Here is a 24,518-nt window from a genome sequence, read left to right on the forward strand (position 1 = left end):
TCTACCGCGCAAGTAACTAATTGCATTGCGCGGTAGAGATGCTTCGACTGCGCTCAGCATGACGGCCAAACAACTAAACTCCTTCCCCTAATGAAACGATATATCCTCGGTCTCATCTTACTCAGCCTGCCGGCCCTTACCGCGTGCGAGAAGTTTCTCGACGTGAACAACAACCCCAACAACCCGGTGTCCTCCACGCCGAATTTCATTCTGCCGGGCATTATTTCCAACGGCATTCAAACGCAGATGTTCACGGCCCTGCGCACGCCGTTCATCACGCAGTACGTGGTGAGCCGCACGGCCAACAGCGGCGGCAACGACCAGTATTTTTTCACCAACGCCCAAAGCACCAACACGTTTAACTTCTCGTACTTTCAGTCGGGCGGCAATATTCCGGTGATGCAGAAGGCGGCCGTGGCCGAGGGTTCGCCCTACTACGTGGGCGCGGGCAAGATTATGCAGGCCCTGATTCTGGCCCACGCTACCGACATGCTGGGCAACATTCCGTACTCGGAAGCCTACCAGGGCGGGGCCAACTTCACGCCCAAGTACGACTCGCAGCAGCAGATTTATGCCACCATCAACCAGCTGCTCGACGAAGGCTTGGTGGAGATGCTGAAGCCGGCCAGCGCCAATTTCCGCCCGCTCTACAGCACTTCGCCCAGCGAAAGCGGCGACATCTTGTACAAGGGCGACGTGGTGAAATGGCAGCGCCTGGCCTACGCCCTGAAGGCCCGTCAGGCCCAGCACCTCACCAAAAAGAGCAGCTACGACCCCGCCGCCGTGCTGGCCCTGTGCGCCAAGGCCTTTCAGTCGTCGGCCGATGATGCCCAGCTGCAGTACCAGGTAGCCGTGTCGCCGCTCGCGAACACCACCAGCATCTTCGGCCCGACGCGGGCCAACTTCGGCGGGGCTACGTTTTCGCTTAACCTCATCAAATACCTCAACGGCACCACCTTTCCCGGGGTAACCGACCCGCGCTTTGGCGTGATGGTGCCCAGCACCAGCACCGGCGCGGCCCCCGGCGCGGGCACGGCCAGCACGGCCAACCTCACGCCCGGCTCCACGCTCACCGACTTCTACGGTGGCTGGTACGCCCGCGACCTGGGCTATTTCGAGGTGATTACCTACCACGAGGTCAAGTTTATTGAGGCCGAGGCTTACTTCCGGGCCAATAATAAGACGGCGGCCCTGGCTTCATTGAAGGAAGGCATCCGGGCGCACATTCGTAAAATGAGCGCCGGCGGCACGTTCTCGCCGCCGGCCGTGACGTTCCCGGCCATTACCTCGGCCCAGATTGAGGCGTACGTCGCCAGCGCGGCCGTGCCCCAGACCGAGGCGGCCCTCACGCTGCGCGCGATTATGGAGCAGAAGTACATTGGCATGTTCCTGAACCCGGACTCGTGGTCGGACCTGCGCCGCCTCGATTTCGACCCCGCCATCTACGTCAACTTCCAGTACCCGGTGTATTCGTCGGGCACCGGCCCGCTGCTGGGCAAGTACCCGCGCCGCCTGCTGCCGGGCGCTACCGAAGTTACCGTGAACCCCAACGCCGTGGCCGCCAACTACGCCGAAGTAGGGGCCACCTCGGACCAGGACTACGTGACCAAACCCCTGTGGTTTGACATGCCGTGAGGCAGTAGACGTTAGCCATCCTGAGCAGCGCGAAGGACCTTATCACCGACGAGTAATTTGCCGTGATGTGAAACGGTGCCGTCGTGATAAGGTCCTTCGCAAGCTCAGGATGACAGACGCATCTAAATGCATTCCGGCCATGCTCCATCCATTCCCTCAACCGACTTTACCTCCCATGAAATATATTCCCACCGCCCGCGCCCTCTGGGGTGGGCTCCTGGCCCTGGCCCTGCTGGCTACCGGCTGCAAAAAAGAGCTCGACGACTATTATACCGGCACGGGCCCGCAGTTTCCGACGCTGCTCACGACCAATTCCTTCGGCACGGCCACCAAGTATGCCACCGGCGAAACGGTGACGTTTGAGCTGCAGTTTGCGCAGCAAACCGACCCGATAAAGCAGATTGTGATTCTGCAGAAAGTGGAGCCCGCCCGCGACTCATCCGTGGTGCAGACCATTCCGTACGCGCCGGCCTTCTCGAAGCGCAAAAATGTGGATACGCTGGTGGTGAGCTACACCGTGCCCGCCGGAACCAACAAGGCCCTGGTGCGCGTGGATGCCCGCGTGGACAGCAACAACGGCTTGGCTAAAACCCGCAGCTTCTTCTTCCGCCTGGCCGAAGCCACCCCCACCATTGTCATCAACTCGGGCCCAACCAACGTAACGCTGCCCACCGCCACGGCCATTGGCGCACCCGGCGACATTATCCGCTACAACGTAACGCTGAACAAGGGCGGCATCAGCACCGCGCCGCTGCCGCCCGCCAGCATTGCCGTTATTCCGGCCGGCATTCTGTACAAGGACCTCGACAGCCTGGTAACCTACGCCAAAATTGGCACTGCCGCCGAGCGCCGCGTGGTGCGCACCAAGCTCACCGCCAGTGGGGCCGAACTCACTACCAACGTGGATATTCCGCTGCCGGCTGGCAGCGCGGGCCAGCCCATCACCTTCCGCTTCGAGGTGAAGGTGCGCACGCCCGCCCGGGCCGCCAGCGCTACCGCCGCCGCTACTTATACGCCCGCCGCTGCCACGCCCTTCGCGGCCGTGCGCACCGGCACGCTCATCTACACCGGTACCACCGGCGGCGACCTTGCGGCCTATGACCTGACGACCTTCGCTGCCGTGCCCGCCACCGGCCCGGCCACCAGCAAAGACCTGGTTATCAGCAGCACCGCCACCAACGTCGTGCAGTTCCGCACCCTGAGCACCGGTACCAAGCTGGTGCGCTCGACCACGGCTGCGTACGCGGCGGCCACGCTCACCAGCATCCGGCAGGCCTACAACGCCACGGCCGCCGCCGCCCAGGTAACCACGCTCGATAACATCGTGGTGGGCGACGTCATCATCCTCAAGCTGCGCGGGCTCGACCAGTACGCCGTGGTGCAGGTAACGGGCCTCAACCGCACCTCGACCACGGACGTGACGGTGAGCTTCAACGTGAAGGCGCTGTAGTTTCAGCCTGCTTCTCCGCAACGACTCGGGGCGCTTTCCAGCACGGAAGGTGCCCCGATTTATTTTTGAGCCAGTGCGGCTAACCGCTGATATAAGTTATCGACCAAAGCTGCGTTGCTTGAATCAAATTGCGTTTATAATGCTGTTTCACTACCTGAAATTTCCCGCTGTTCTTGTGTTGATTGGGGGACTAACGACCTGTTCGAACCCCAGGCAGTCGTTGCCCGCTGCTTATCCTGGAAATGAAGCGGTATCTACTCCGCAAGGAGTGCCGCGTGATTCGTCCACCAGCTATTTCCCGGTTGAGGCTGGGGAGAATCCTAACCGGATTGTTCCGCGCGACTCGCTGGAGGCGGTGCCCTACGAAAACACAATGGACTGCAAGGCCGCACTGCGATATGCCTCACAAGACCTGTTTAGCTTCCACGCGCCAGTCCTGTCCAACTATTTTCTGGGACGTTCTACCTACCGGTTTTTGTGGAGCCGGTCTTTCCATCCGCCCGTTTTGCTCACCCTAACAACAACCAATGTTGGCGGGTTGCTCACAACGCAATACCTAAACAAGCAGCCCGGTTGGACTGCTACCGCCGCCGAGCAACTGGAGAAACAGCAGCACATTGCCAAAGTAATTGCCTGGGTATATCGTAAAGGCGCTTTACCCTCCGATACGGCCCGGCTGGAAGCAGCCAGAACGGAAACGGAATTACTGGAACTCATAAAATCTCCATTGAAGATTTTGCGTGCGCCCCATGTAGTCCTCACGCAAGACCAAGTCCGGCACTTCAGGCAATTGCTGGCTAAAGCTGATTTCTGGCAGCTGCCTGGCTGCCAGCCTATTGGCATACTCGATGGGGCAAATTGGCTTCTCGAAGCCCATGAACCCACGCGCTACCACATAGTAGCCCGCCAAAGCCCGAACGGTAAAAACACTAGTTTCCGGCGGTGCTGCGAGTTCCTGCTGGAGTTAAGCCCCGCAAAAACGGAAGAGCGGTACTAGTCTCACTTCCCCCCGAACAGTCGGCCAAAGAAACCCTTCTTTTTGGCCGGTTTCACTTTGATTTTGACTTTTGATAACGGAGCCGCGCCCTCCGGCTTTTCGGCCGTTGGCGCGGGGCGCAGCACTATTGAGGGCCGGACCGGTGCTGGTACAGCAGCCACTGCGGGCGCTGCCGACGGGCTGGCCGGGCGCGGGGCCCCGGCCGGCGACTGGCCCAGGGCCAACTCGGGGCCAGCCTGGCCGGCGGTAATCACGCGCATGGGGCGGCTCTCGTTGTGCAGGCGGTCGACGGCCGTGACGTAGTAGGCGTAGGCCTGGCCGGGCACGGCAGTGGTGTCCACGAACGTGGCGGGGTAGCCGGGCGCGGGGCGCGGCAGGGCCAGAATGTGGCGCGGGTCGTTAGGAGTGGCGCGCTCATTGGCCTCGAAGCGGTACAGAACGTAGTAGGTGGCGATGTCGCCGTCGGCGGCGGGCGCGCCGCTTTGCCAGTTCAGCGTGACGTAGTGGCTGAGGCGGCGCAGGGTGAAGTTGGCCACGGGCAGCGGCGGCATGGCGTCCATCCAGGGCATGGTGGGGATGAGAGCGGGGTAGCGGAACAGCGTTTGGCGCAGCGAGTCGGTGGTGTGCAGCGGGTTGGTGAGCACCGATTTGGCCGAGAAGAACACGCTGCCCGGCACGTCGCCGTCGTAGCTGCGGTTCATCCGAATCTGGCGGGGCAGCTCGCGCGGGTTGCGCCAGGTGGTGTCGGAGCGCGTGCTTTCGAGCATGCGGTAGGTGCCGTGGCCAATGTAGAGGTGGCGGTCGAAGTGGTTGCGCGTCCACCATTCCAGCAGCACGGGGTAGGGCACGAGCTTAAAGTTGCTGCTCCAGTACAGCTGCGGCACGATGTAGTCAATCCAGCCCTGCTCCAGCCACAGGCGCGAGTCGGCATACAGGTTCGAGTAGGAGGGCTGCCCGGCGCGGGTGTCGGAGCCCAGTGGGTCGGCCGACTTGTTCATCCAGACGCCAAACGGCGAGATGCCGAACTTCACCCAGCGTTTGGCCGTGCGAATGCTGTCGTGCAGGTCGCGGATGAGGATGTTCACGTTTTGCCGCCGCCAGTCGGCGAGCTTGGCAATGCCGTCGGGGTTCTGGTCGCGGAAGGCGGCCTCGTCGTGAAACACCTGCCCGACGGCCGGGTAGGGGTAGAAGTAGTCGTCGAAATGCACCGCGTCGATGTCGTAGCGCCGCACCACGTCCAGAATCACGCGGGTGATGTGAGCGCGCACTTCCGGCAGGCCGGGGTTGTAGAGCAGCTGCCCGCCGTAGCGCAGAAACCACTCGGGGTGCTGGCGGTAGGGGTGGTTGGGGGCCAGGCGGCGCGTCACCGAATCCATGGTGGCGCGGTAGGGATTGAACCAGGCATGAAATTCCATGCCGCGCCGGTGCGCCTCGGTGATGAGAAAGGGCAGGGGGTCGTCGCCGTTGGCCGGGGCCTTACCCTGCACACCGGTCAGCCACTTGCTCCAGGGTTCGAGGTCGGACTTGTAAAAGGCATCCGAAGCGGGCCGGATTTGCACGAACACCGCGTTGATGCCGGCGCGCTGGCCGGCGTCGAGCAGGCGGCGGTAGTCGCGGCGATATTGTTCGGGCGCTTCGCCGCGCTGGTTGGGCCAGTCGATGTTCTCGACGGTGGCCACCCACATGCCGCGCAGCTCACGCTTGGGTGGTGCCGGGCCATCGGCGGCCACCTGGGCCCGCGCGGCGCTAAACAGGCCGCTACTCAGCAACCCCAGAAACAACAGAAGCCGGCCAGCGGCAAGAAAACGGACCATCAAACAGAATTGGCAACACGGAAACGCCCGCAAATTACGCCCGGGCTGCCAAAGCCCGGCTCAGGCCATCAGGGCCTGTAAAAACGAGCACCCCGCGCGGTTATTTTGGTCCGGCAGAACAAGTCGTTCTGCCGGACCGAAATAACCGCGCGGGGTGCTCTTCCCTATCGGGTGGCATTTAGCTTCAGGAGCCGGTCAGCTCCGTATCGGTTAGGGGCTGGTCGGGGGTATCGGGGCCGCCTTCGAGGCCATTGGTCTGGCTGGCATCGCCGTAGTCGCCGCGGATGCCCGCGCCATCGCCCATGTTTTCCTGGGTGCTGGTGGGAATAGCGCCGTCGGCAGCGGTGCCGGCTTCGGGGTTGCCGGTGGCATTTTGGTCGCGGTCGGTGCCTTGGGTGGGGGTTTCGCCGCCGGTGCTGGCCTGGTCGGGGCGCGGGTCGGTGGGGGTTTGCTCGGGCGTAGGCATGATGGAAGGGGGATTTTAGGATAAGGGAGAATGAAAGCGGGCCGCCTGGGTAGGTGTACGGCCGCAGCCCGGGGCGGTTGGGCCCACGGTGGCCAATGGTGAATTATTGCCCGGCCGGTGCCAACTTGCCAACGGGAAGCTGGCCCCGGCGCGTCCGCATTGCCAACCGCCCCCGTTTCACCTGTTCCCTTTCTCCTTTCCCCTTTACCCGCCGTGGCCAATTCCACCGACGACTTCTACCACCAGAAAACCGACGCCGAGCTGCAGTTTTTCGTTGACCACCCCGAACTCTATCAGCCCAGCCTGATTGCGGCCGCCCGCGGCGAGCTGCGCCGCCGGGGCGTGGTGCCAGCTATGGCCCCGCCGGCTGAATTCCCGCCCCTCACCTACGTGTCGCCCGCCGACACGGCCGCGCCCGTGGGCCTGCGCACCGGGCCACTCACACTGGGCCTGGCCGCCGTGCTATTCGTGGGCATGGGCGGCTTTTATGTAATGAAGCAAAAGGACAAACCGGCGGCCGCAGCCGAAAAGCCCCAGGCCCCGCCACATCTGGAAGAAGTGGCCACGTCCGTCATTCCCGACTACGGCGCGGCCGTAAGGGTGAGTGTGCAACGGCAGGTACAGCGCGTGCCGGCCGGCGAGCGCGCTACGGCTGCCCGGGCCACCATGCCCATGCACCAGTACCGCGAGCTAGCCAAACGCTTCTGGACGGCCGAATGCCAAACCGAGTACGTGGTCGACCGCGCCCGCCAAGGCAAGATGGACGCCGCCCTACCCGGCCACGTCGAATCGGCGATGGCGACGTGGGAGCAGTGGAACAAAGCCACGGTCTACCGTTATCAGTTTGGCCCGCAAATGACCCAGCATTTCGACGCCATGACGCGGGTGGCCCGGCAGCAGCAGGAAGGGCTGGCCGACCTGCTCATCGTGGCCCGCAACCCCCAGCCCTACGAAACCGCCAAAACCCGTCGGCGCGAGGCCGACGTAAACGACCTGCTCAGCAGCCTGCTGCCCAAGTCGCCGGTCACCGCAAAGCCCTACTCCGTGCTGGTGCGCAAAATGCACCTGTAGCGTAATCGGAGTGCCGGACGTTAAATCAGCCTCCACATTCCCAACAACTGGCAAAGTGGCCGGTTGCCCAGGCTGGCGCGCTCCTTGCCGCGCCGCTTCGCAATGGAAACCCCCGACCCCGCCCCTCCCGGCTCCACGGCCACCCTGGCGGCCCAGCTCTTCGCCCAAAAGCCGGAGGCTGAGCTGCTGTACCTGGCCCAGAATGCTGCCCGCTACCCGCCCGCCGTGGGGGCGGCGGCCGTGGCCGAGCTGGGCCGGCGCGGCCTGCTACCCGATACGGCCCGCCCACCGGCCCCGTCGCCCCCGGCCCCGCCCGAAACCTGGCCGCAGCTGCTGGGCCAGCTGCTGCGGGGGCTGTTCATTCCCTCGCGCCGCTTTCTGGCCACCCCGCTGCTGATTGATGCCTGCCTGCTGGTATTCGGGCTGATGGTGGGCCTCGGCAGCGTGTCGGCCACCGACCCTACCGGGCACCAGCTGGTGCAGTGGGGCTCGAATGTGTCGGGCCTCACGCTGCACGGGCAGCCCTGGCGGCTGCTCACGCACGTTTTCGTGCACGCCGGCCTCTCGCACCTGCTGATGAACATGTTCTCGCTCTGGCTGCTGGGGCTGTTGGTGGAAGACCGGACCGGGCCGCTGCGCCTGCTGCTGGTGTACCTGGCCAGCGGCGTGGGCGGTGGCCTGGCCAGCCTGTGGTGGCATGCTGCCCGGGGCGTCAACTCAGTCGGAGCCAGCGGGGCCATTTTTGGCCTCTACGGCCTGCTGCTGGTGCTGCTCATCAGCAAAAAGCTGGTGCTTGATAAGTCCGACCGTCGCGCCATGCTGGGCCTGGTGCTCTACCTCGTGCTGAGCAACCTGCTCTCCGGCCTCAGCGGCAACGTGGACAATGCCGCTCACCTCGGTGGGTTGGCCACCGGCCTTTTCATCGCCGGCCCGCTGGCCCTGCTGGGGCTGAAGGGTGGGTGGGAACACCTGGTCGGCCACGAGCAGAAGTGAACAGTTCGGGCGGCTTGCGGGTAGAACGTCCTGAGCAACACGTCAACCAGCACGTCATGCCGAGCGCAGCCGAGGCATCTCGCGTGCAGACACTAATCTTAATAAGTAGTCGTGCAAAATAATCGTAGCAAAAAAGGCGGTCATGCTGAGCTTGTCGAAGCATCTCTCCCGCTTCGTTGTATAGTTCTGACGAAGCGGGAGAGATGCTTCGACAAGCTCAGCATGACGTTTAAGAGTTAATACGCTTACTTCTGCACGACTACTTAATTGGATTACTTCAGCCTGCGAGATGCCTAGGCTGCGCTCGGTATGACGTTCTTTTGCTCACTGCTCACTGCTCACTGCTCACTGCTCACTGCTCACTGCTCACTGCTCACTGCTCACTGCTCACTGCTCACCACTCACCACTCACCAAACCTATGCAAGCTCTCCAGCTCGATGCGATTCACCAATCCGTGGTGCTGCGCGACATTCCCACGCCCACGCCCGGCCCCGGCGAAATTCTCGTGAAGCTGCACGCCGCCGCCCTTAACCACCGCGACGTGTTTATTCAGGAGGGTAAGTATGCCGGCATTAAGCTGCCCTGCACGCTTGGGGCCGATGGGGCCGGCGAGGTAGCTGCCCACGGTGCAGCCGTGCCCGCCGACGCGCCCGCCGTGGGGGCCCGCGTGCTCATCAACCCCGGCCTGCGCTGGGGCGACAACCCCCGCGCCCAGGCCCGCGAATTCGCCGTGCTGGGCATGCCCGACCCCGGCACCTTCGCCGAATACATCGTGCTGCCCGCCGAATACATTCGGCCGCTGCCGGCCCATCTTAGTTTCGAGCAGGGTGCGGCCTTGCCACTGGCGGGCCTCACGGCCTACCGGGCGGCCTTCACCCGGGCCCAGGTGCAGCCCGGCGAGCGCGTGCTCGTGACGGGTGTGGGCGGCGGCGTGGCCCTCACGGCCGTGCAGCTGTGCGTGGCCCGCGGTGCCGAAGTGTGGGTGACCTCCAGCGCCGAGGAAAAAATTGCCCGCGCCAAGAAGCATGGCGCGCAAGGCGGTATCAATTACAACGCCGAGAATTGGGTGAAAACCCTCACGCAGCAAGCCGGCGGGCCGTTCGATGTCATCATCGACAGCGCGGGCGGGGCCGCTTTCGGGCCATTGCTCGACGCGGCCGCGCCGGGTGGGCGCATCGTGTTTTTCGGCGGCACACTGGGCAATATCCCCGACGTGCCGCCCGCCAAGGTGTTCTGGAAGCAGCTCAGCCTGCTGGGCTCCACCATGGGCACGCCGCAGGATTTCGAAGACCTGCTGGCTCTGGTCACGGACAAGGGCATCGTGCCCGTGGTCGACGAAGTGTTTCCGCTGGCCGAAACCGAAGCCGCCCTGCGCCGCCTCGAAGCCGGCGCGCAGTTCGGCAAAATAGTGCTGAAAATAGGGTAGGAATACCCTTTGGAGCTGAGAAAAAATTCGCTTGAAAGCAGGACGTTTTCAAGCACCTTTTTTGGCTTATTAATTCGGGCTAAAACCTGTTTTTTGGGAATGAAATTGCGGTTTTTGTGGTTAGATAAACACGCGGGTAGCCGACTAAAAATCCGCGTGTTTTTGCCCATGAAATCTGCTGCCCAGTACCTCGAAAACCAAGTGTTCGAAGCCCGCCGTCCGCGCCGCGAATTGCAGCCCGTTGTGGCCTACGCCGCTGCCGTGGAGGCCATCGAGCAGGCCGTGGCCGACGCCGAAAAATACCGCTACCTCCTGATGCGCGCCTTGCGCCATACCGCGGCCGATACTGACGCACCGGTTGTACCCGGCACCTCTTTCTTTGCCGCCGAGGCTACCGTACTGCCGCTCTATCCCGGCCAACAACGGCAGGCAGCTTAGGCAGGCCCAAAAAAAGAGAATCCCCGGAATTTTATTTCGGCCCATCGGAACAAGTCGTTCGCCCGGGTCAAAATAAAATTTCGGGGATTCTCTTTTCTATGAAGCCAGGTAGGCGGCCAGCGCGGCCGCCTGCAGGCGCAGCTCCGGCACCGCCGTCGACTCGAAATAGGCGGGCCGGCGGCTGGAGCCCAGCGTAAATAACCCCGGCGAGGCCAGCCCATCATCGGCCAGCAGCGCCCCGTAGGCGTCGGTGAGCAGGCCCAGACGTAGCGGGTCGGGCGTGAGGTCGCCGGCTTCGCGCAGGCTCACCACCAGCGGGTCGGCAATGCGGGCGTAGTCGAGCAGTGGCCCCGCGCAGTTCACTACATGATGAGCCGTGAGCCAGGACCCCGCCTCGCCGTGCGGCCCCACCCGCACCCGCAGCAGGTCGCCTTCGGGGATGATTTCACGCACCGTGCCCACGTGCATCTTCACCAGTCCGGCCGCTGTGAAGGTGGCCACGGCCGCCGCGTTCTGGGGCGGGCTGCGATGGCGCGCCACGGCCCACAGGCCCGCCAGGTGCTGCAAAAAGCGGTGCTGTTCGGCCAGCGGCCACTTGGCCCAGATGCGGCCCAGGTCGGGGCGCAGCGCATCGAGCACCGGCTGCCAGCCAATGCCTTGGGCAGCAGCGGTCCGCAGCTCGCGCTTAAAGGCCGCCACGGCCCCATTCACGGTAGTTTCGGAGGCCAGCGCGGCGTAAAAATTGGGGTAGGGTGCGCTTACCGGCGCGTGGGCGGCGGGCCAGCGCCCATGCCGGGCCACTACGGTGATGGGGGCCTGATGCCCATCCTGGCGCAGGGCCAGCAGCACGTCCACCGCCGTCAGGCCCGAGCCGATGAGCAGCACCTGCTCGGCGGGGCCAATGCGGCGCAGGTTGCCCGCGGTCCAGGGGTCGGCGTGGAAACCGGGGTGGTGCAGGTAGCGCAGGTCGGGGCCGGCGGGTGGTGGGGGTGGAAAGTTGCCCAGCGCCAATACCACGTAGTCGCTCACGATGGTGGTGCCGTCGGCCAGCCGCACGGCGCGCTGGCCATTGGCCACCAGCGGGGCGGCCACGGCGGTGCTGCGGTGCCACTGCACCCCGGCGGGGCCGGCGGGCGGTGCCAGCACCTCGGCCAGCTCTTCGTGCAGGTAGCGGCCGTAGGCGGCGCGCGAGGCAAATTCGGGCGCACCTGCGCTGCTTTCGGGCTGCCGGGCCAGCCAGTGGGCGAAGTGGCCCGGCACCTCGGGGTATAAGCTCAATGCGCCGGGGCGCACGTTGAGCAGGTATTCGGGCCGGCGGGCGGTGTAGGCCAGGCCCGGGCCCGGGGCCTGGCGGGGCTCAATGAGGTGGATTGCGGCGGCGGCCAGGGCGGGTTGCCGCCGCAGCTGTAGTGCCAGGGCCGTACCCGCGAAACCGCCGCCCACAATGGTAATTACAGGACGAGCGGGTGAAATCACGGAAGTTGTAAGTGGGATAAAGTCAAACGGCATGCTCAGCATGGCGTGCCGTTTCAATGAAGCTATTGGCGCTACAGGTACCGGCCGGGCACCAGATAGTTCTGCACGTAGTCCTGAATGCCGTCTTCGAGGCGGGTGAACGGCTGGTCGTAGCCAATGCCCTGAAGCTTGCTCATGTCGGCCTCGGTGAAGTACTGGTACTTGTCGCGGATGTCCTCCGGCGTATCGCGGAAGTGAATATCAGCGGTGCGGCCCAGGGCCCGAAAGGTGTTCAGGGCCAGGTCGAGGAAGGTGCGGGCCTCGCCGCTGCCCAGGTTGTAGATGCCCGAATCGCGGCGGTGGTTCAGCAGGAAGAAGCACACTTCCACCACGTCCTTCACGTATACGAAATCGCGCATCTGGCCCCCGTCAGTGTAGTCGGGGTTGTGCGATTTAAACAGCGTCATCGAGCCCGACTGCTGAATCTGGTGGAAGGCGTGCATAATCACCGAGGCCATGCGGCTCTTGTGGTACTCGTTGGGGCCGTACACGTTAAAAAACTTCAGCCCGGCCCAGAAATACGGCTTTTCGGCCTGCTGCAAAGCCCAGTTGTCGAAGTCGTTTTTCGAGTCGCCGTAGGGATTCAGCGGGCGGTAGAGGGGGAACAGGGCCTCGTCCTGGTCGGAGTAGCCGAGGGTGCCGTCGCCATAAGTGGCCGCCGACGAGGCGTACACCAGCGGCAGATTATACCGCACGCAGGCCTGCCACATCTGCTTCGAGTAGTTCAGGTTCAGCAGGTCGAACACGGCCGGGTCCATCTCGGCGGTATCGGTGCGCGCGCCAAGGTGGAAAACGAACTCCACTTGCTCGTGGTGAGCATCGAGCCACTCGAAAAACGTTTCGCGGTCCACGTATTCGCGCAGCTTTTTGCCTTCGAGGTTGGCGAGCTTTTTCTCAATGGAGAAATTGTCGACCACGACAATGTCGTTGAAATTGGCCGCGTTCAGGCGGGAGACAAGGCAGCTGGCAATGAAGCCGGCCGCGCCGGTTACTACTATCATGGGGCAAAAATTAGGTCGGACGGCAAAGGTAAACCCCCGCGCCGCGTGGTGCGGGCTCTACCTTTGCCGCATGCGTTTCTTTCTGCTGCTTGTACCGCTGGCCCTGTTGCTGGGTTGCCATTCCGAAACTAAAAACGCCGCTCTTGTACCCGTGCGCGACGGCCTGGGCCGGGCCATGAGCTTGCCCGCCCACCCGCGCCGCGTGCTGGCCCTGGCCCCAAGCATGACCGAAATGCTGTTCGCCGTGGCCGACACGGCCACCATCGTGGCCCGCTGCCCGCAGGATAATTACCCCGCCGCCGTGTACCGCAAGCCCGTCGTGAACAACTACCCGCTCGATATGGAAAAGCTGGTGCTGCTGAAGCCCGACGTGGTGTTCACCGTCGAAGGCATCACCTCGGTTGATGATGCGCAACGGCTCCAGCAACTCGGTATTCCGGTGTACTACCTGCGGTTTCGACGGGTGGAGGACGTGTTTAAGGCGATGGAGGAAGTGGGCCGCCTGCTGGGCCGCTCGGCCCAGGGCCACCGTATGGCCGACTCGCTGCGGCAGAACCTCAAGGCACTCACCGTTTCAGCTGCCCGCCAGCCTGCTAAGCGGCCCCGCGTGCTGGCCATTACCTGGCAGGACCCTATTTACTGCTACGGTCAGAACACGCTTTTTACCGATGAAATCCGCCTCGCCGGGGGCCAGAATGCCGTTGCCGAAACCTTCCCGCAGCCCTATCCGGCCCTCACCCGCGAGTACATCCTTAAGCTAAACCCCGACGTGCTGCTCGGCGGCAGCTTCGAGAAGCTCGACAGCACCTTCTTCAAAAACTACCCCGAGCTGAAACGCATCAGCGCCTATCACAACCGACGCGTGTATCCCATTACCGGCAACCTGCTGGAGCGCCCCGGCCCGCGCGTGGTGGAGTCGGTGCGCGAGCTGCGAGAATTAATTAAAAATTGAGAATTAAAAATTAAAAATGGTCGGCCGACCAACGTACTAAGTCTTTCATTTTTCATTTTTAATTCTCAATTTTTAATTGAAGTCTCCTCGCTCACTGCTTTGGCTGGCCGCTGGCCTGCTCCTCACGCTGGCGCTGCTGGTGCTGGGCCTGCGCGTGGGCAGCTACAGTACCTCCTACGGGTTCATCCTGTACACCTTCCGGCACTACAACCCCGCCGACCCCGCCCAGCTGGCCCTCGTGGAGCTACGCCTGCCGCGTCTGCTGCTGGCGCTGCTGGCCGGGGCCAGCCTAGCCGTGAGCGGCTCCCTGCTCCAAACCCTCGTCAGTAATCCGCTCGCCGACCCTTACCTGCTGGGCACGGCCTCGGGGGCATCGCTGGGGGCTATTGCCAGCTACGTGCTGGTGCCTTCGCTCACGCTGGCGGGGGTGTATTTGCCGCCGGTGGCCGCGCTGGCGGGCGCGTTCGGGGCCACGGTGCTGGTGGTGGCGCTGGGCAGCCAGCGCGGCAAGATTTTACCGGCCCCGCTGCTGCTGGCGGGCGTGGCGGTGGGGGCGTTGGCGGCGGCCGTGGGCAGCCTGCTTACCTTTCTGGCTGCCGGTGAGGGGAGTTTGCGCAGCGTGGTGTTCTGGGCATTTGGCAGCTTCGAGCGGGCCGGGTGGAGCGTGCTGCCCTGGCCGGCCGCCGTATTGGGCAGCAGCCTAGTGGTGCTGGCCTTCCTGCAGAAGGACCTGAACCTGCTGCTGCTGGGCGAGGAGCGGGCCGCCGCGCTGGGCCTGCCGGTGGCGGCGCGACGTTGGCTGCTGGTGGGGCTGGCAGCGGCCCTCACGGGTGGGGTGGTGGCGCTGTGCGGGCCGGTGGGCTTTGTGGGGCTGCTGGTGCCGCACCTCACGCGGGGCCTGCTGGGTACGACCGGGCGCTACAATATGCTGGGCTGCGCGGTGCTGGGCGGGGCCTTCCTGCTGGCCTGCGACCTGCTGGCGCGCCTGCTCTATCCGCCGGCCGGGCTACCGGTGGGCTTGGTCACGGCCCTGTTCGGGGTACCCTTCTTCGTATATTTGCTGCGAAAAAAACAATCAAGCTACTAGCCTTTGGCTGTTAGCTATCAGCTTCTTTTTCGGAGGAAGCCAAAGAAAGCTAACAGCTAACAGCTAGTAGCTAAAAGCTTAGAAAATGATTTACGTCTCTCGCCAGGAACATTTTAATGCCGCCCACAAGCTGCACAACCCCAAGTGGAGCGACGAGCGCAACCGCGAGGTGTTCGGTCCCTGCGCCAATGCCAACTGGCACGGCCATAACTACGACCTCATCGTGACGGTGAAGGGCGACCCCGACCCCGAAACCGGCTTCGTCGTCGACCTCAAGGCCCTTTCGGACCTGCTGCGCACGCACATCACCGACCAGGTCGACCACAAAAACCTCAACCTCGATGTGCCCTTCCTGGCCGGCCAGATGGCCAGCACCGAGAACCTGGCCATGGCTTTCTGGGCAATCATTGAGCGCGAGCTGCCCGCCATCACGCCCGCCAGGCTGCACTGCGTGAAGCTGTACGAAACCCCGCGCAATTTCGTAGAGTACTTCGGCGGCTGAAGAAGGTAGGAGTTAAGAGTTAAAAGTCAGGAGTTGAGGCTTGGTCGATTCTGCCCAGCCACCTTCCAGAACAAGAACTCCTAACGCCTGGCTTTTAACTCTTAACTCAACAAATGAAATACTACTTGATAGCCGGCGAACGGTCGGGCGACTTTCATGCCGCCAACCTTATGCGCGAGCTGCGCGGGCAGGATGCCGGCGCCCAGTTCCGCTACTGGGGCGGCGACATGATGCAGGCTGAGGGCGGCGAACTGGTGCGCCACTACCAGGACCTGGCCATCATGGGCTTTCTGGAGGCTGCCACCAGCGTGCTCAAGTTTCGGGGCTACCTGAAGCAGTGCCAGGCCGATATTCTGGCCTACCAGCCCGATGTGCTGATTTTAGTGGACTACGCCGGCTTTAATATGCGCATGGCCAAGTTTGCCAAGGAGCAGGAAATTAAGGTGTTCTACTACATTTCGCCCAAAATATGGGCCTGGAACCAGGGGCGCGTCGAAAAAGTGAAGGCTTACGTGGACAAGATGTTCGTTATCCTGCCCTTCGAGACGGAGTTTTACCAGAAGTTCAATTACCCCGTCGACTACGCCGGCAACCCTACCGCCGACTCCGTGGCCGAGTTCCAGCCCACGGCCGATTTCCACGAGCGTAACCGTCTGGAGCCCGATAAGCCGATTATCGCGGTGCTGCCGGGCTCGCGCAAGCAGGAGATTGAGGAGATGCTGCACGAGATGATTGCCATTCTGCCGGGTTTTCAGGAATACCAGTTTGTGGTGGCCGGCGTGAATAACCTCGACCCCAATTACTACAAGCACTTTCACCGCAACGGCATCCGGTTCGTGTTCGACCAAACGTTCGACCTGCTGAGCCACGCCACGGCGGCGCTCGTCACAAGCGGTACGGCAACCCTCGAAACCGCTCTATTTGGCGTGCCCCAAATTGTGTGCTACCGCACCAGCGCGCTGAGCTACGCCATCGGTAAAATGGTGATTAAGGTGCCCTACATCTCGCTGGTAAACCTGATTGCCGGCCGCGAAGTAGTGAAAGAACTGATTCAGGGGGAGTTTACGGCCCGCAACCTGCTCGATGAGCTGCGCAGCCTGCTCACCGACCCCGCCTACCTGGCCCGCATGAAAGCCGGCTACGCCGAGCTACGCGAAAAGCTGGGCCAGCACCAAGCCGCCAAAAAAACCGCCGAGCTAATGGTGGGCTACCTGAGCGAAGGTCGCTGACAGCCGCCTGCATCCACTCGGTTGCCGAATCTGGGGCTGAGAGATGCTATAATGCTATTTTTTGACTTTGCTGGAAATGGAACCCCGGGCTTTGGCCTGGGGTTTTTTGCGTCCGGCTACGGCGGCGGCGCCAACGCCCGCTGGGTCTGCGCACTACGGGAGGATGGTAACGCTTCCGCAATGCTTTTGCCCATATATTTACACTTTCACCCCAACTGTTTTTATTCATGCAAGAACGTTACAATAGCGGGCCAACTGCTTCGAATGCACTGGTGGCCGCCGGCCGCCATTTGCGCCGCACCAGTGCCTTGGTACTGGCTTCGCTGGGCCTGGCAGCGGGCGCGCAGGCCCAACAAGCCACGCCTTACTTCCGGGCCGATGCCGAAGCCCGGAGTGCGGCGGCCGTGTCGCCGCTGGCCGCCGCCCTTACCCGGTCGCAGGCGCTCACGCTCGATGAAGCTGCCCTGCGCGCCGTGCTGGCCACGGCCCCGCCCGAAGGCCAGGCCAGTGCTCCGCTGGTGCTGGCCCTGCCCCGGCCCGATGGCAGCGTGGCCCGTTTCGCCGTGCGCGAAACGGCCGTGATGGCTCCGGAGCTGGCTCGAAAGTTTCCGAGCATCAAAACCTACGCCGGCGTGGGCCTCGACGATGCCGCGGCCACCGTGCGCCTCGACCTGACGCCACAGGGCTTCCACGCCCAGGTACTGGCCGGCGGTGGCAATACCTATTATATCGACCCCGTTGCCCGCACCGATAAACACCATTACCTCGGCTTTTTTCGGCAGGATATGAACCGCGCCGCCGCTGGCCCGGTACCGGCCTGCGACTTTGCGCCCACTGCCGCCGAGCTGAAAGAAACCCGGGTGCGGCTGGCGGCCGCTACTGCTTCGGGCAAGTCGCTGGCCAGTGGCTCGCAGCTGCGCACCTACCGCCTGGCCCTGTCCAACACCCCCGAATACGCCGTAACCAAGGGCAACACGGTAACTAGCGTGCTGGCGGCCGAAGTCACGACCGTGAACCGCGTGGTGGGCGTGTATGAAAAAGAGCTGGCCGTGCGCATGGTGCTGGTGGCCAACAACGACCAACTGGTGTTTCTGAGCGGCATCGGAACGCAGCCAGTGCCTGCATTCAGCAACAGCGACGGGCCGTCGTTGCTGGGCCAGAACCAGGCCAACGTCGACCGCATCATTGGCAATGCCAACTACGACATTGGCCACGTGGTGAGCACCGGCGGTGGCGGCATTGCCGGCCTGGGCGTGGTGTGTTCCTCGACTCGAAAAGCGGCGGGCGTAACCGGCCTGCCCAATCCCGTGGGCGATGCCTTCGACATCGACTACGTCGCGCATGAGATGGGCCACCAGTTTTCCGGCAACCACCCTTTCAATGGCAACGCGGGCAGCTGCGCGGGCGGCAACCGCAATCCCAGAACAGCCTGGGAGCCGGGCTCGGGCAGTACCATCATGGCTTACGCCGGTATCTGCACCTCGACCAATAACTTGCAGCCCAACTCCGATGCCATCTTCCACACCGGCAACTATCAGGAGATGCGGGCCTTCATTACCGCCACGGCAACCTGCGGCACTGACTTGCCCACCGGCAACACGGCCCCCGTGGTAACGGCCCCGGCCAGCGGCAAAACCCTGCCCATCGGCACGCCCTTTAAGCTGACGGCCACGGCCACGGATGCCGAAAACGACCCCCTGACCTACATGTGGGAGGAACTGGACTTGGGCTCGCAGCGAGCCCCGAACGATGCCCAGGTAGCCAACGATAATGTCCCGCTGTTCCGCTCCTTCGTGCCTTTGCTGGACGGCACTCGCTACTTCCCGCGCCTCACCGACCTGGTGAACAACACTACCGTCATCGGCGAGCGACTGCCCACCGTGACGCGCGCGCTGAAGTTCCGCTGCACGGCCCGCGACCAGCACAGCGGCCCGGCCGGCGTGATTGGTGGCGTCGACTACAGCGACTTTGTGGACCTGAACGTGACGAGCACCGCCGGCCCCTTCGTGGTTTCGGCCCCCAATACGGCCGTGAGTTGGACCGGCGGTACCGCTCAGACGGTGACCTGGGCGGTGGCTGGTACCGACGCGGCCCCCGTAAGCTGCGCCACCGTGAACCTGCGCCTGAGCCTCGACGGCGGCCTTACCTACCCGGTGCTGCTGGCTGCGGGCGTGCCCAACAATGGCACGGCCTCGGTAACCGCGCCCAACGTGGCAACGGCGCAGGCCCGCGTCATGGTGGAATCGGCCGACAACTATTTTTTCGACATCTCGAACGTCAACTTTGCCATCGCGCCGGGCCCCGGGGCTACCATCACCAGCTTCACGCCTACGAGCGGCCCGGTGGGCACGGTGGTTACCCTCACGGGCACCAACTTCACGGGTGCCACGGCCGTGAGCATTAACGGCACGGCTGCTGCGTTCACGGTAGGGTCGGCCACCAGCCTCACCGCGACGGTGGCGGCTGGTACCACCAGCGGCCTCATCAGCGTGACTACGCCGGCCGGTACGGCCGTGTCGGCCGCGCCGTTCCTGGTAGGTGTGCCGCCTACCATTGCCAGCTTCACCCCCGCCACCGGCGCAGTGGGTAGCACGGTGGTTATCACGGGTACCAACTTTACGGCGGCCTCGCAGGTAACTTTCGCCGGTATCAATGCGCCGGTCTACTCCGTGAACTCGGCCACCCAGATTACCGTGATGGTGCCCATTGGGGCCGTTACGGGCACTATCGCCGTGACGACGCCGCTGGGTACGGGCACCTCGGCTACCAGCTTCACTATTCCGGCGGCTCCGGCCATCACCTCGTTTTCGCCCACGGTCGGCGTGCCCGGTACGGTCGTCACGATTAACGGCAACAACTTCACCGGCACTACCCGGGTAACGTTCAACGGCACGGTCGCACCGGTATTCACGGTGGTTTCGGCCACCCAGATTACCGTAACCGTACCCGTCGGCGCTACCACGGGGCTGCTCACCGTGACGACGCCCAACGGCATTGCCGTTTCCACTACTCGTTTCACGGTGCAGGTACCGGTCATCACCTCGTTCACGCCCCCCAGCGGCCCAATTGGTACGCAGGTAACGATTAATGGCAACTACTTCACCAATACCACGCAGGTAACCTTCAATGGCGTTGTTGCTCCGGGTTTCGTGGTAGTCTCGGCTACCCAGATTACCGTAACCGTACCGGCCGGTGCCACTTCGGGCCCCATCGTCGTGACCGCGCCCCTGGGCAGCGGCACCTCTGCCACCCCTTTCCTTATATCGCCACCCAACGACATGTGCGCGAATGCCGTGCCGCTGAGCTGCGGGCAAACCCTGACCGGTACCAACTTGGGGGCTACGGCCACCGGCGACCCTACTGGCAGCTGCGGTACTGCCGTCAGGCAAGGTGGGGTATTCTACACGGTGGTGGGCACCGGGGCCAGCATGACCGTCTCGACCTGCAACGCCACTACGGACTTTGACACCCAGCTATTCGTTTACGCTGGCCGTTGCGGCAACTACACCTGCGTAGGGGGCAACGACGACGTTGATAACACCACTACGTGCTCGGAAGTGGTATTCACTTCGAGATTTGGCACCACGTATTTTGTCTTCGTCAATGGCTATAACAGCACCGATACCGGCAACTTCGGGCTGACGCTGACCTGCGCCACGCCGCCCGCCGCTCCGGTTATCGCCAGCCTGAGCCCCGCCAACGGCCCGGTTGGCAGCACCGTCACCGCCACGGGTAGCAACTTCACCTCCACAACCGGTGCCACCATCAACGGCGTGGCCGTTACTGGCTTCACGGTAGTGAATGCGACTACTGTCACTTTCATCGTGCCTGCCGGTGCCGCTACCGGCAATGTGGTGATAACCACGGCCACTGGTATTCCCAGCAATGGCGCGGCTTTCACCGTAACGACGGCCACGGCCACGGCCCAGGCCCAGCAAAGCGAGTTCAGCGTGTACCCCAACCCCGTAGCGGGCCAGGGCACCCTAAACCTGAAGCTGGCCGCCGCCACCGCTTCGGCGCAGGTAACCCTGCGCACCGTGCTGGGCCAGACGGTAGCTACCCGCACCTTCAGCGGCAGCGCCACCGAGCTGCCCCTGAGCGGCCTGGCCGCCGGCACCTACCTGCTTACCGTGCAGGCTGCCGGCCGCACGCCCAGCGTGCAGCGCGTGGTGGTGCAGTAGCGTTAGTTAAAGAATGCAAAAGCCCGTCTGGTTAAGCCAGGCGGGCTTTTTGCGTTTAAAGCGGGAAGGTGAGAGCGGGGCTGCCGGGGCATTTAGCCCACGGGGAAACCACGGGCTGCGGGCAAGCCAAAATGTTGGTGTTGAAAAAAAGTAAGTCTTTTAGTACTTGAGTACTAAAAGACTTACTTTTAACACTGTACTTATCTCTCTTTTTCTATGAAACAACTTTCCTGCAATTTGGCGGCTCCTTTGGGGTCGGGTGCTCCGGCTGCGGCCGGCGCTGGTACTCGTCTGAAACAGTTCGGTGCGCTGTTACTGCTCGGGCTGGGTCTCGCTTCCGTAGCGCAGGCCCAGCAGCGGCCGGCTCCCAACTTCTTCACGGCCGACGCGGCGGCCAAATCGGCGGCGGCGAAGTCGCGCCTGACTCCCGCCCTGCGCCACGCCCAGGCCCTGAGCCTCGACGTGCCCGGCCTGCGGGCCGCCCTGGCCACGGCCCCACCCGAAACCCAAGCCACCGCCGCCCCGCTGGTGCTGGCGCTACCGCTGCCCGACGGCAGCACCGCCCGCTTCGCCCTGCGCGAGGCCCCGGTGATGGAGCCCGAGCTGGCCGCGAAATTCCCCGGAATTAAAACCTACGCCGGGGTGGGCCTCGACGATGCCGCTGCCACCGTGCGGCTCGACCTGTCGCCCCAGGGTTTTCATGCCCAGGTGCTCACCGACGATGGCAACAGCTTCTACATCGACCCGGCTACCGCCACCGACGCCCGGCGCTGCCTGAGCTTTTACCGCCGCGACATGGACCGCGCCGCCGCCGGGGCGGGCAGTTTCAGCTGCGGCTTTAAGCCCTCGCTGGCTGATAAGCAGGCCACGGCCCAGCGGCAGGCTGCTGCGGCCAAAACGAACGCTACCACGGCCGGCCGCAAGGATAAGCTGCTCCTGCGCACCTACCGCCTGGCCCTGGCCAATACCCCCGAATATGCCCTGACCAAGGGCAACACCGCTGCCGGCGTAATGGCCGGTGAGGTAGCCACCGTGAACCGCGTGGTGGGCGTGTACGAGCGCGAGCTGGCCGTGCGCCTGGTGCTGGTGCGCCACAACGACCGCCTGATTTTCCTGAGCGGCACCGGCCCGCAGCCGCCCACGCCCTACGATAACTTCGACGGCGGAGCCATGCTGGCCGAAAACCAGGCCAACATCGACCAGCTCATCGGCCCCAACCACTACGACATCGGCCACGTGGTGAGCACCGGCGGCGGCGGCATTGCCGGCCTGGGCGTGGTGTGCAACGACGGCCTGAAAGCCGAAGGCGTCACCGGCTCGCCCAGCCCCGTGGGCGATGCCTTCGACATCGACTACGTGGCCCATGAGATGGGCCACCAGTTTGCCGGCAACCACACGTTCAACGGGGAGGCCGGCTCCTGCGGCGGCGGCAACCGCAACCCGGGTACGGCCTTCGAGCCGGGCTCGGGCAGCACCATCATGGCCTACGCGGGCATTTGCACCTCGGCCAATGACCTGCAGCCGAACTCCGACCCGTTTTTTCATACCGGCAACTACGAGGAAATGCGCGCCTTCATCGAGAGCGGTACCTGCGCCGTAGCCACGCCTACCGGCAATACGGCTCCGCTGGTGAGCGGCCCGGCCAATGGCAAAACCCTGCCCGTGGGCACGCCCTTCAAACTGAAGGCCCAGGCTGGCGACGACGACGATAACGCTGTAACCTACCTCTGGGAAGAAATTGACCTCGGCCCGGCCGATGCCCCCAACGACCCGCAGGTGGCGGGCCGCACCGTGCCGCTGTTCCGCAGCTTCGTGCCCTCGGCCAGCCGTACCCGCTACTTCCCCCGCCTCAGCGACCTGCTGAACAATACCACCGTATTCGGCGAGCGCCTGCCCACTGTGAGCCGCACCCTGAAGTTTCGCTGCACGGCCCGCACGGCACAAAGCGGCCCCTCGGGCGTGGTGGGCAGCGTGGCCTACACCACCCCCGTCGAGCTGGGCGTGACCCGTTCGGCCGGTCCTTTCGCGCTCACGGCTCCCAACACCGCCGTAACCTGGGTGGGCGGCTCGGCCCAGGCCATAACCTGGAACGTGGCCAACACCACCGCCGCTCCCGTCAGCTGCGCCCGCGTCAGCATCCGCCTCAGCCTCAATGGTGGCCTGACCTACCCCACGGTACTGGCCGATGACGAGCCCAACGACGGTAGCGCCGTGGTACTGGTGCCCCGCCTCGCGGCCGCCAACCCCCACGCCCGCCTAATGGTGGAGGCCGCCGACAATTACTTCTTCGATATTTCAAATACCGACTTCACTATTGTGCCAGCCGTGGCCAGCCCTACCATCAGCAGTTTCTCGCCCACGGGTGGGCCAGTTGGCACGGTAGTCACCATCCTGGGGTCGAATTTTGGCCTGACCACCGCCGTGAAATTCAACGGCCGGGCCGCTGCGCGCTTCACCGTGGTTTCGGCTACTCAACTCTCGGCCACCGTGGCGGCCGGCAGCACGACCGGTCTTATCACCGTAATGGGCTGGAATGGGTCGGCTACTTCAGCCACTGCGTTTGTGGTGGGCACCGCACCCGTTGTTAGCAGCTTTGCCCCGGCCACCGGGCCGGAGGGCGCTACTGTCGTCATCCGTGGCGTAGGCTTCACCGGAACCTCGCGCGTGACGTTCGACGGCATCGCCGCCACATTTACCCTGAACTCGGCCACCCAGATTACCGCGACTGTGCCGGTGGGCGCGACTACCGGCCCCGTAGCCGTGACTACGCCCGTGAGCACCGGCCAGTCGGCCAGCAGCTTCGTGGTCATTCAGGCTCCCGAAATCGCGGCCTTCACGCCCGGCCGTGGTCCGGCCGGCACGGTAGTCACCATCAGCGGCAACAACTTCGTGGGTACTTCGCAGGTGACGTTTGGCGGCGCGGCGGCCACTTACACCGTGAACTCGGCCACCCAGATTACGGCCACGGCGCCCGCTGGCGTGGTTACCGGCCCCATTCTGGTAACGGGCATTGCCGGCGTGGGCACTTCGCCCACCGACTTTCTGGTGCCGCCGGCCAACGACCTGTGCGCCAATGCTGTGCCCATTGCCTGCGGCCAGACCCTGGTTGGTACGACCATCGGAGCCGATGCCATCGGCGACCCCACCGGCAGCTGCACCGAAAGCGTGGATGGCGGCGGCGTATTCTACCGTTTCGTAGGCAACGGCCAGGCCGTGGTCGTATCGACCTGCACCCCCACTACTAACTACGACAGCAAGCTGTTCGTGTACTCGGGCACCTGCGGCAGCCTCACCTGCGTGGGTGGTAACGACGATGGCCCCAGCTGCAGCACTACCGCTTCGGAAGTAGCCTTTACGTCGGTGGCCGGCACGCCCTACCTCATCTTCGTGAGCGGCTATGCCGGGGCCGTCGGTCCCTTCGGCCTTAGCGTAACCTGCGGCCCGGCCCGCCCGGGCACAGCCGCCAGAGCCGGCCGCCCGGTGCAGTCCGGTGGCTTTAGCGTGTATCCCAACCCGGTAGGGGGCCAGGGCACCATGCACGTAACGCTCTCCGCCGTTGCCACCTCGGCCAGCGCCACCCTGCGCAACGTGCTGGGCCAGCCTGTGGCCACGCGCCGCTTCAGTGGCCTCGCCCTCGACCTGCCGCTAAGCGGCCTGGCCGCCGGTACCTACCTGCTAACGGTGCAGGCCGATGGGCAGGCTCCCATTACCCGCCGTGTGGTAGTGGAGTAGAAGACAGCTGACATTAGGAATAAAAATG

Annotated in this window: 17 protein-coding genes; 13 read left to right on the plus strand and 4 right to left on the minus strand. The window is 63.9% G+C overall.

What is annotated here, in order from left to right; all coding sequences use genetic code 11:
- Positions 1-90: 90 nt before the first annotated feature.
- The 3 genes from ABIB44_RS17875 (at position 91) to ABIB44_RS17885 (ending at position 4,082) form a co-directional block, all read left to right on the plus strand.
- Positions 91-1,635 carry a SusD/RagB family nutrient-binding outer membrane lipoprotein gene (locus tag ABIB44_RS17875; protein WP_354586038.1) on the plus strand — a complete coding sequence of 515 codons (1,545 nt, stop codon included), beginning with the start codon at positions 91-93 and terminating at the stop codon, positions 1,633-1,635.
- A 175-nt stretch (positions 1,636-1,810) separates the two neighbouring features.
- Positions 1,811-3,085 carry a hypothetical protein gene (locus ABIB44_RS17880; RefSeq protein ID WP_354586039.1) on the plus strand — a complete coding sequence of 425 codons (1,275 nt, stop codon included), beginning with the start codon at positions 1,811-1,813 and terminating at the stop codon, positions 3,083-3,085.
- Between the two features lie 139 nt (positions 3,086-3,224).
- Positions 3,225-4,082 carry a hypothetical protein gene (locus tag ABIB44_RS17885; protein ID WP_354586040.1) on the plus strand — a complete coding sequence of 286 codons (858 nt, stop codon included), beginning with the start codon at positions 3,225-3,227 and terminating at the stop codon, positions 4,080-4,082.
- A gap of 2 nt (positions 4,083-4,084) precedes the next feature.
- On the opposite strand, the gene ABIB44_RS17890 is transcribed toward ABIB44_RS17885, so the two are convergent.
- Positions 4,085-5,896: a glycoside hydrolase family 10-like protein gene (locus tag ABIB44_RS17890; RefSeq protein ID WP_354586041.1), complete on the minus strand. Its 1,812-nt coding sequence runs from the start codon at positions 5,894-5,896 to the stop codon at positions 4,085-4,087.
- A gap of 184 nt (positions 5,897-6,080) precedes the next feature.
- On the minus strand, positions 6,081-6,362 hold the full coding sequence (locus ABIB44_RS17895; RefSeq protein ID WP_354586042.1) for a hypothetical protein: 282 nt from the start codon (positions 6,360-6,362) through the stop codon (positions 6,081-6,083).
- Between the two features lie 213 nt (positions 6,363-6,575).
- Between ABIB44_RS17895 and ABIB44_RS17900 the strand changes: the two genes are divergently transcribed.
- From ABIB44_RS17900 to ABIB44_RS17915, 4 genes are all read left to right on the plus strand, one after another.
- On the plus strand, positions 6,576-7,433 hold the full coding sequence (locus ABIB44_RS17900) for a hypothetical protein (RefSeq protein WP_354586043.1): 858 nt from the start codon (positions 6,576-6,578) through the stop codon (positions 7,431-7,433).
- A gap of 102 nt (positions 7,434-7,535) precedes the next feature.
- Positions 7,536-8,426, plus strand: coding sequence for a rhomboid family intramembrane serine protease (locus tag ABIB44_RS17905; protein ID WP_354586044.1), 891 nt, complete (start codon positions 7,536-7,538; stop codon positions 8,424-8,426).
- 419 nt (positions 8,427-8,845) lie between these two features.
- Entirely contained in the window at positions 8,846-9,853 is a 1,008-nt protein-coding gene (locus ABIB44_RS17910) for a zinc-binding dehydrogenase (protein ID WP_354586045.1), read from the plus strand.
- Positions 9,854-10,021: 168 nt separating this feature from the next.
- Positions 10,022-10,291, plus strand: a complete 270-nt coding sequence (locus ABIB44_RS17915; RefSeq protein WP_354586046.1) for a hypothetical protein — start codon at positions 10,022-10,024, stop codon at positions 10,289-10,291.
- Positions 10,292-10,387: 96 nt separating this feature from the next.
- Here the strand turns inward: ABIB44_RS17915 and ABIB44_RS17920 are convergent, their stop codons facing one another.
- The gene (locus tag ABIB44_RS17920) at positions 10,388-11,767 is read right to left on the minus strand and encodes an FAD/NAD(P)-binding protein (RefSeq protein WP_354586047.1); all 1,380 of its coding nucleotides are present in this window, start codon (positions 11,765-11,767) and stop codon (positions 10,388-10,390) included.
- 71 nt (positions 11,768-11,838) lie between these two features.
- Positions 11,839-12,807 carry an ADP-glyceromanno-heptose 6-epimerase gene (gene rfaD / locus ABIB44_RS17925; RefSeq protein WP_354586048.1) on the minus strand — a complete coding sequence of 323 codons (969 nt, stop codon included), beginning with the start codon at positions 12,805-12,807 and terminating at the stop codon, positions 11,839-11,841.
- Between the two features lie 70 nt (positions 12,808-12,877).
- Here rfaD and ABIB44_RS17930 point away from each other — a divergent pair, with 70 nt between their 5' ends.
- From ABIB44_RS17930 to ABIB44_RS17955, 6 genes are all read left to right on the plus strand, one after another.
- Complete coding sequence (locus ABIB44_RS17930; RefSeq protein ID WP_354586049.1) at positions 12,878-13,759, plus strand: ABC transporter substrate-binding protein; 882 nt, start codon at positions 12,878-12,880, stop codon at positions 13,757-13,759.
- Positions 13,760-13,835: 76 nt separating this feature from the next.
- Positions 13,836-14,846 (plus strand): FecCD family ABC transporter permease, encoded by a 1,011-nt coding sequence (locus tag ABIB44_RS17935; protein ID WP_354586050.1) that lies wholly within the window; start codon positions 13,836-13,838, stop codon positions 14,844-14,846.
- Positions 14,847-14,931: 85 nt separating this feature from the next.
- Positions 14,932-15,348: a 6-pyruvoyl trahydropterin synthase family protein gene (locus ABIB44_RS17940; RefSeq protein WP_354586051.1), complete on the plus strand. Its 417-nt coding sequence runs from the start codon at positions 14,932-14,934 to the stop codon at positions 15,346-15,348.
- Positions 15,349-15,461: 113 nt separating this feature from the next.
- A complete protein-coding gene (gene lpxB, locus ABIB44_RS17945) occupies positions 15,462-16,577 on the plus strand; it encodes a lipid-A-disaccharide synthase (protein ID WP_354586052.1) in 1,116 nt (371 codons plus the stop codon).
- A gap of 227 nt (positions 16,578-16,804) precedes the next feature.
- The gene (locus ABIB44_RS17950) at positions 16,805-20,758 is read left to right on the plus strand and encodes an IPT/TIG domain-containing protein (protein WP_354586053.1); all 3,954 of its coding nucleotides are present in this window, start codon (positions 16,805-16,807) and stop codon (positions 20,756-20,758) included.
- A 216-nt stretch (positions 20,759-20,974) separates the two neighbouring features.
- Entirely contained in the window at positions 20,975-24,490 is a 3,516-nt protein-coding gene (locus ABIB44_RS17955; RefSeq protein WP_354586054.1) for an IPT/TIG domain-containing protein, read from the plus strand.
- Positions 24,491-24,518 lie beyond the last annotated feature (28 nt).

This window comes from Hymenobacter sp. UYCo722 (genome assembly GCF_040547115.1).
In the GTDB taxonomy this organism is placed as follows: Bacteria; Bacteroidota; Bacteroidia; order Cytophagales; family Hymenobacteraceae; genus Hymenobacter.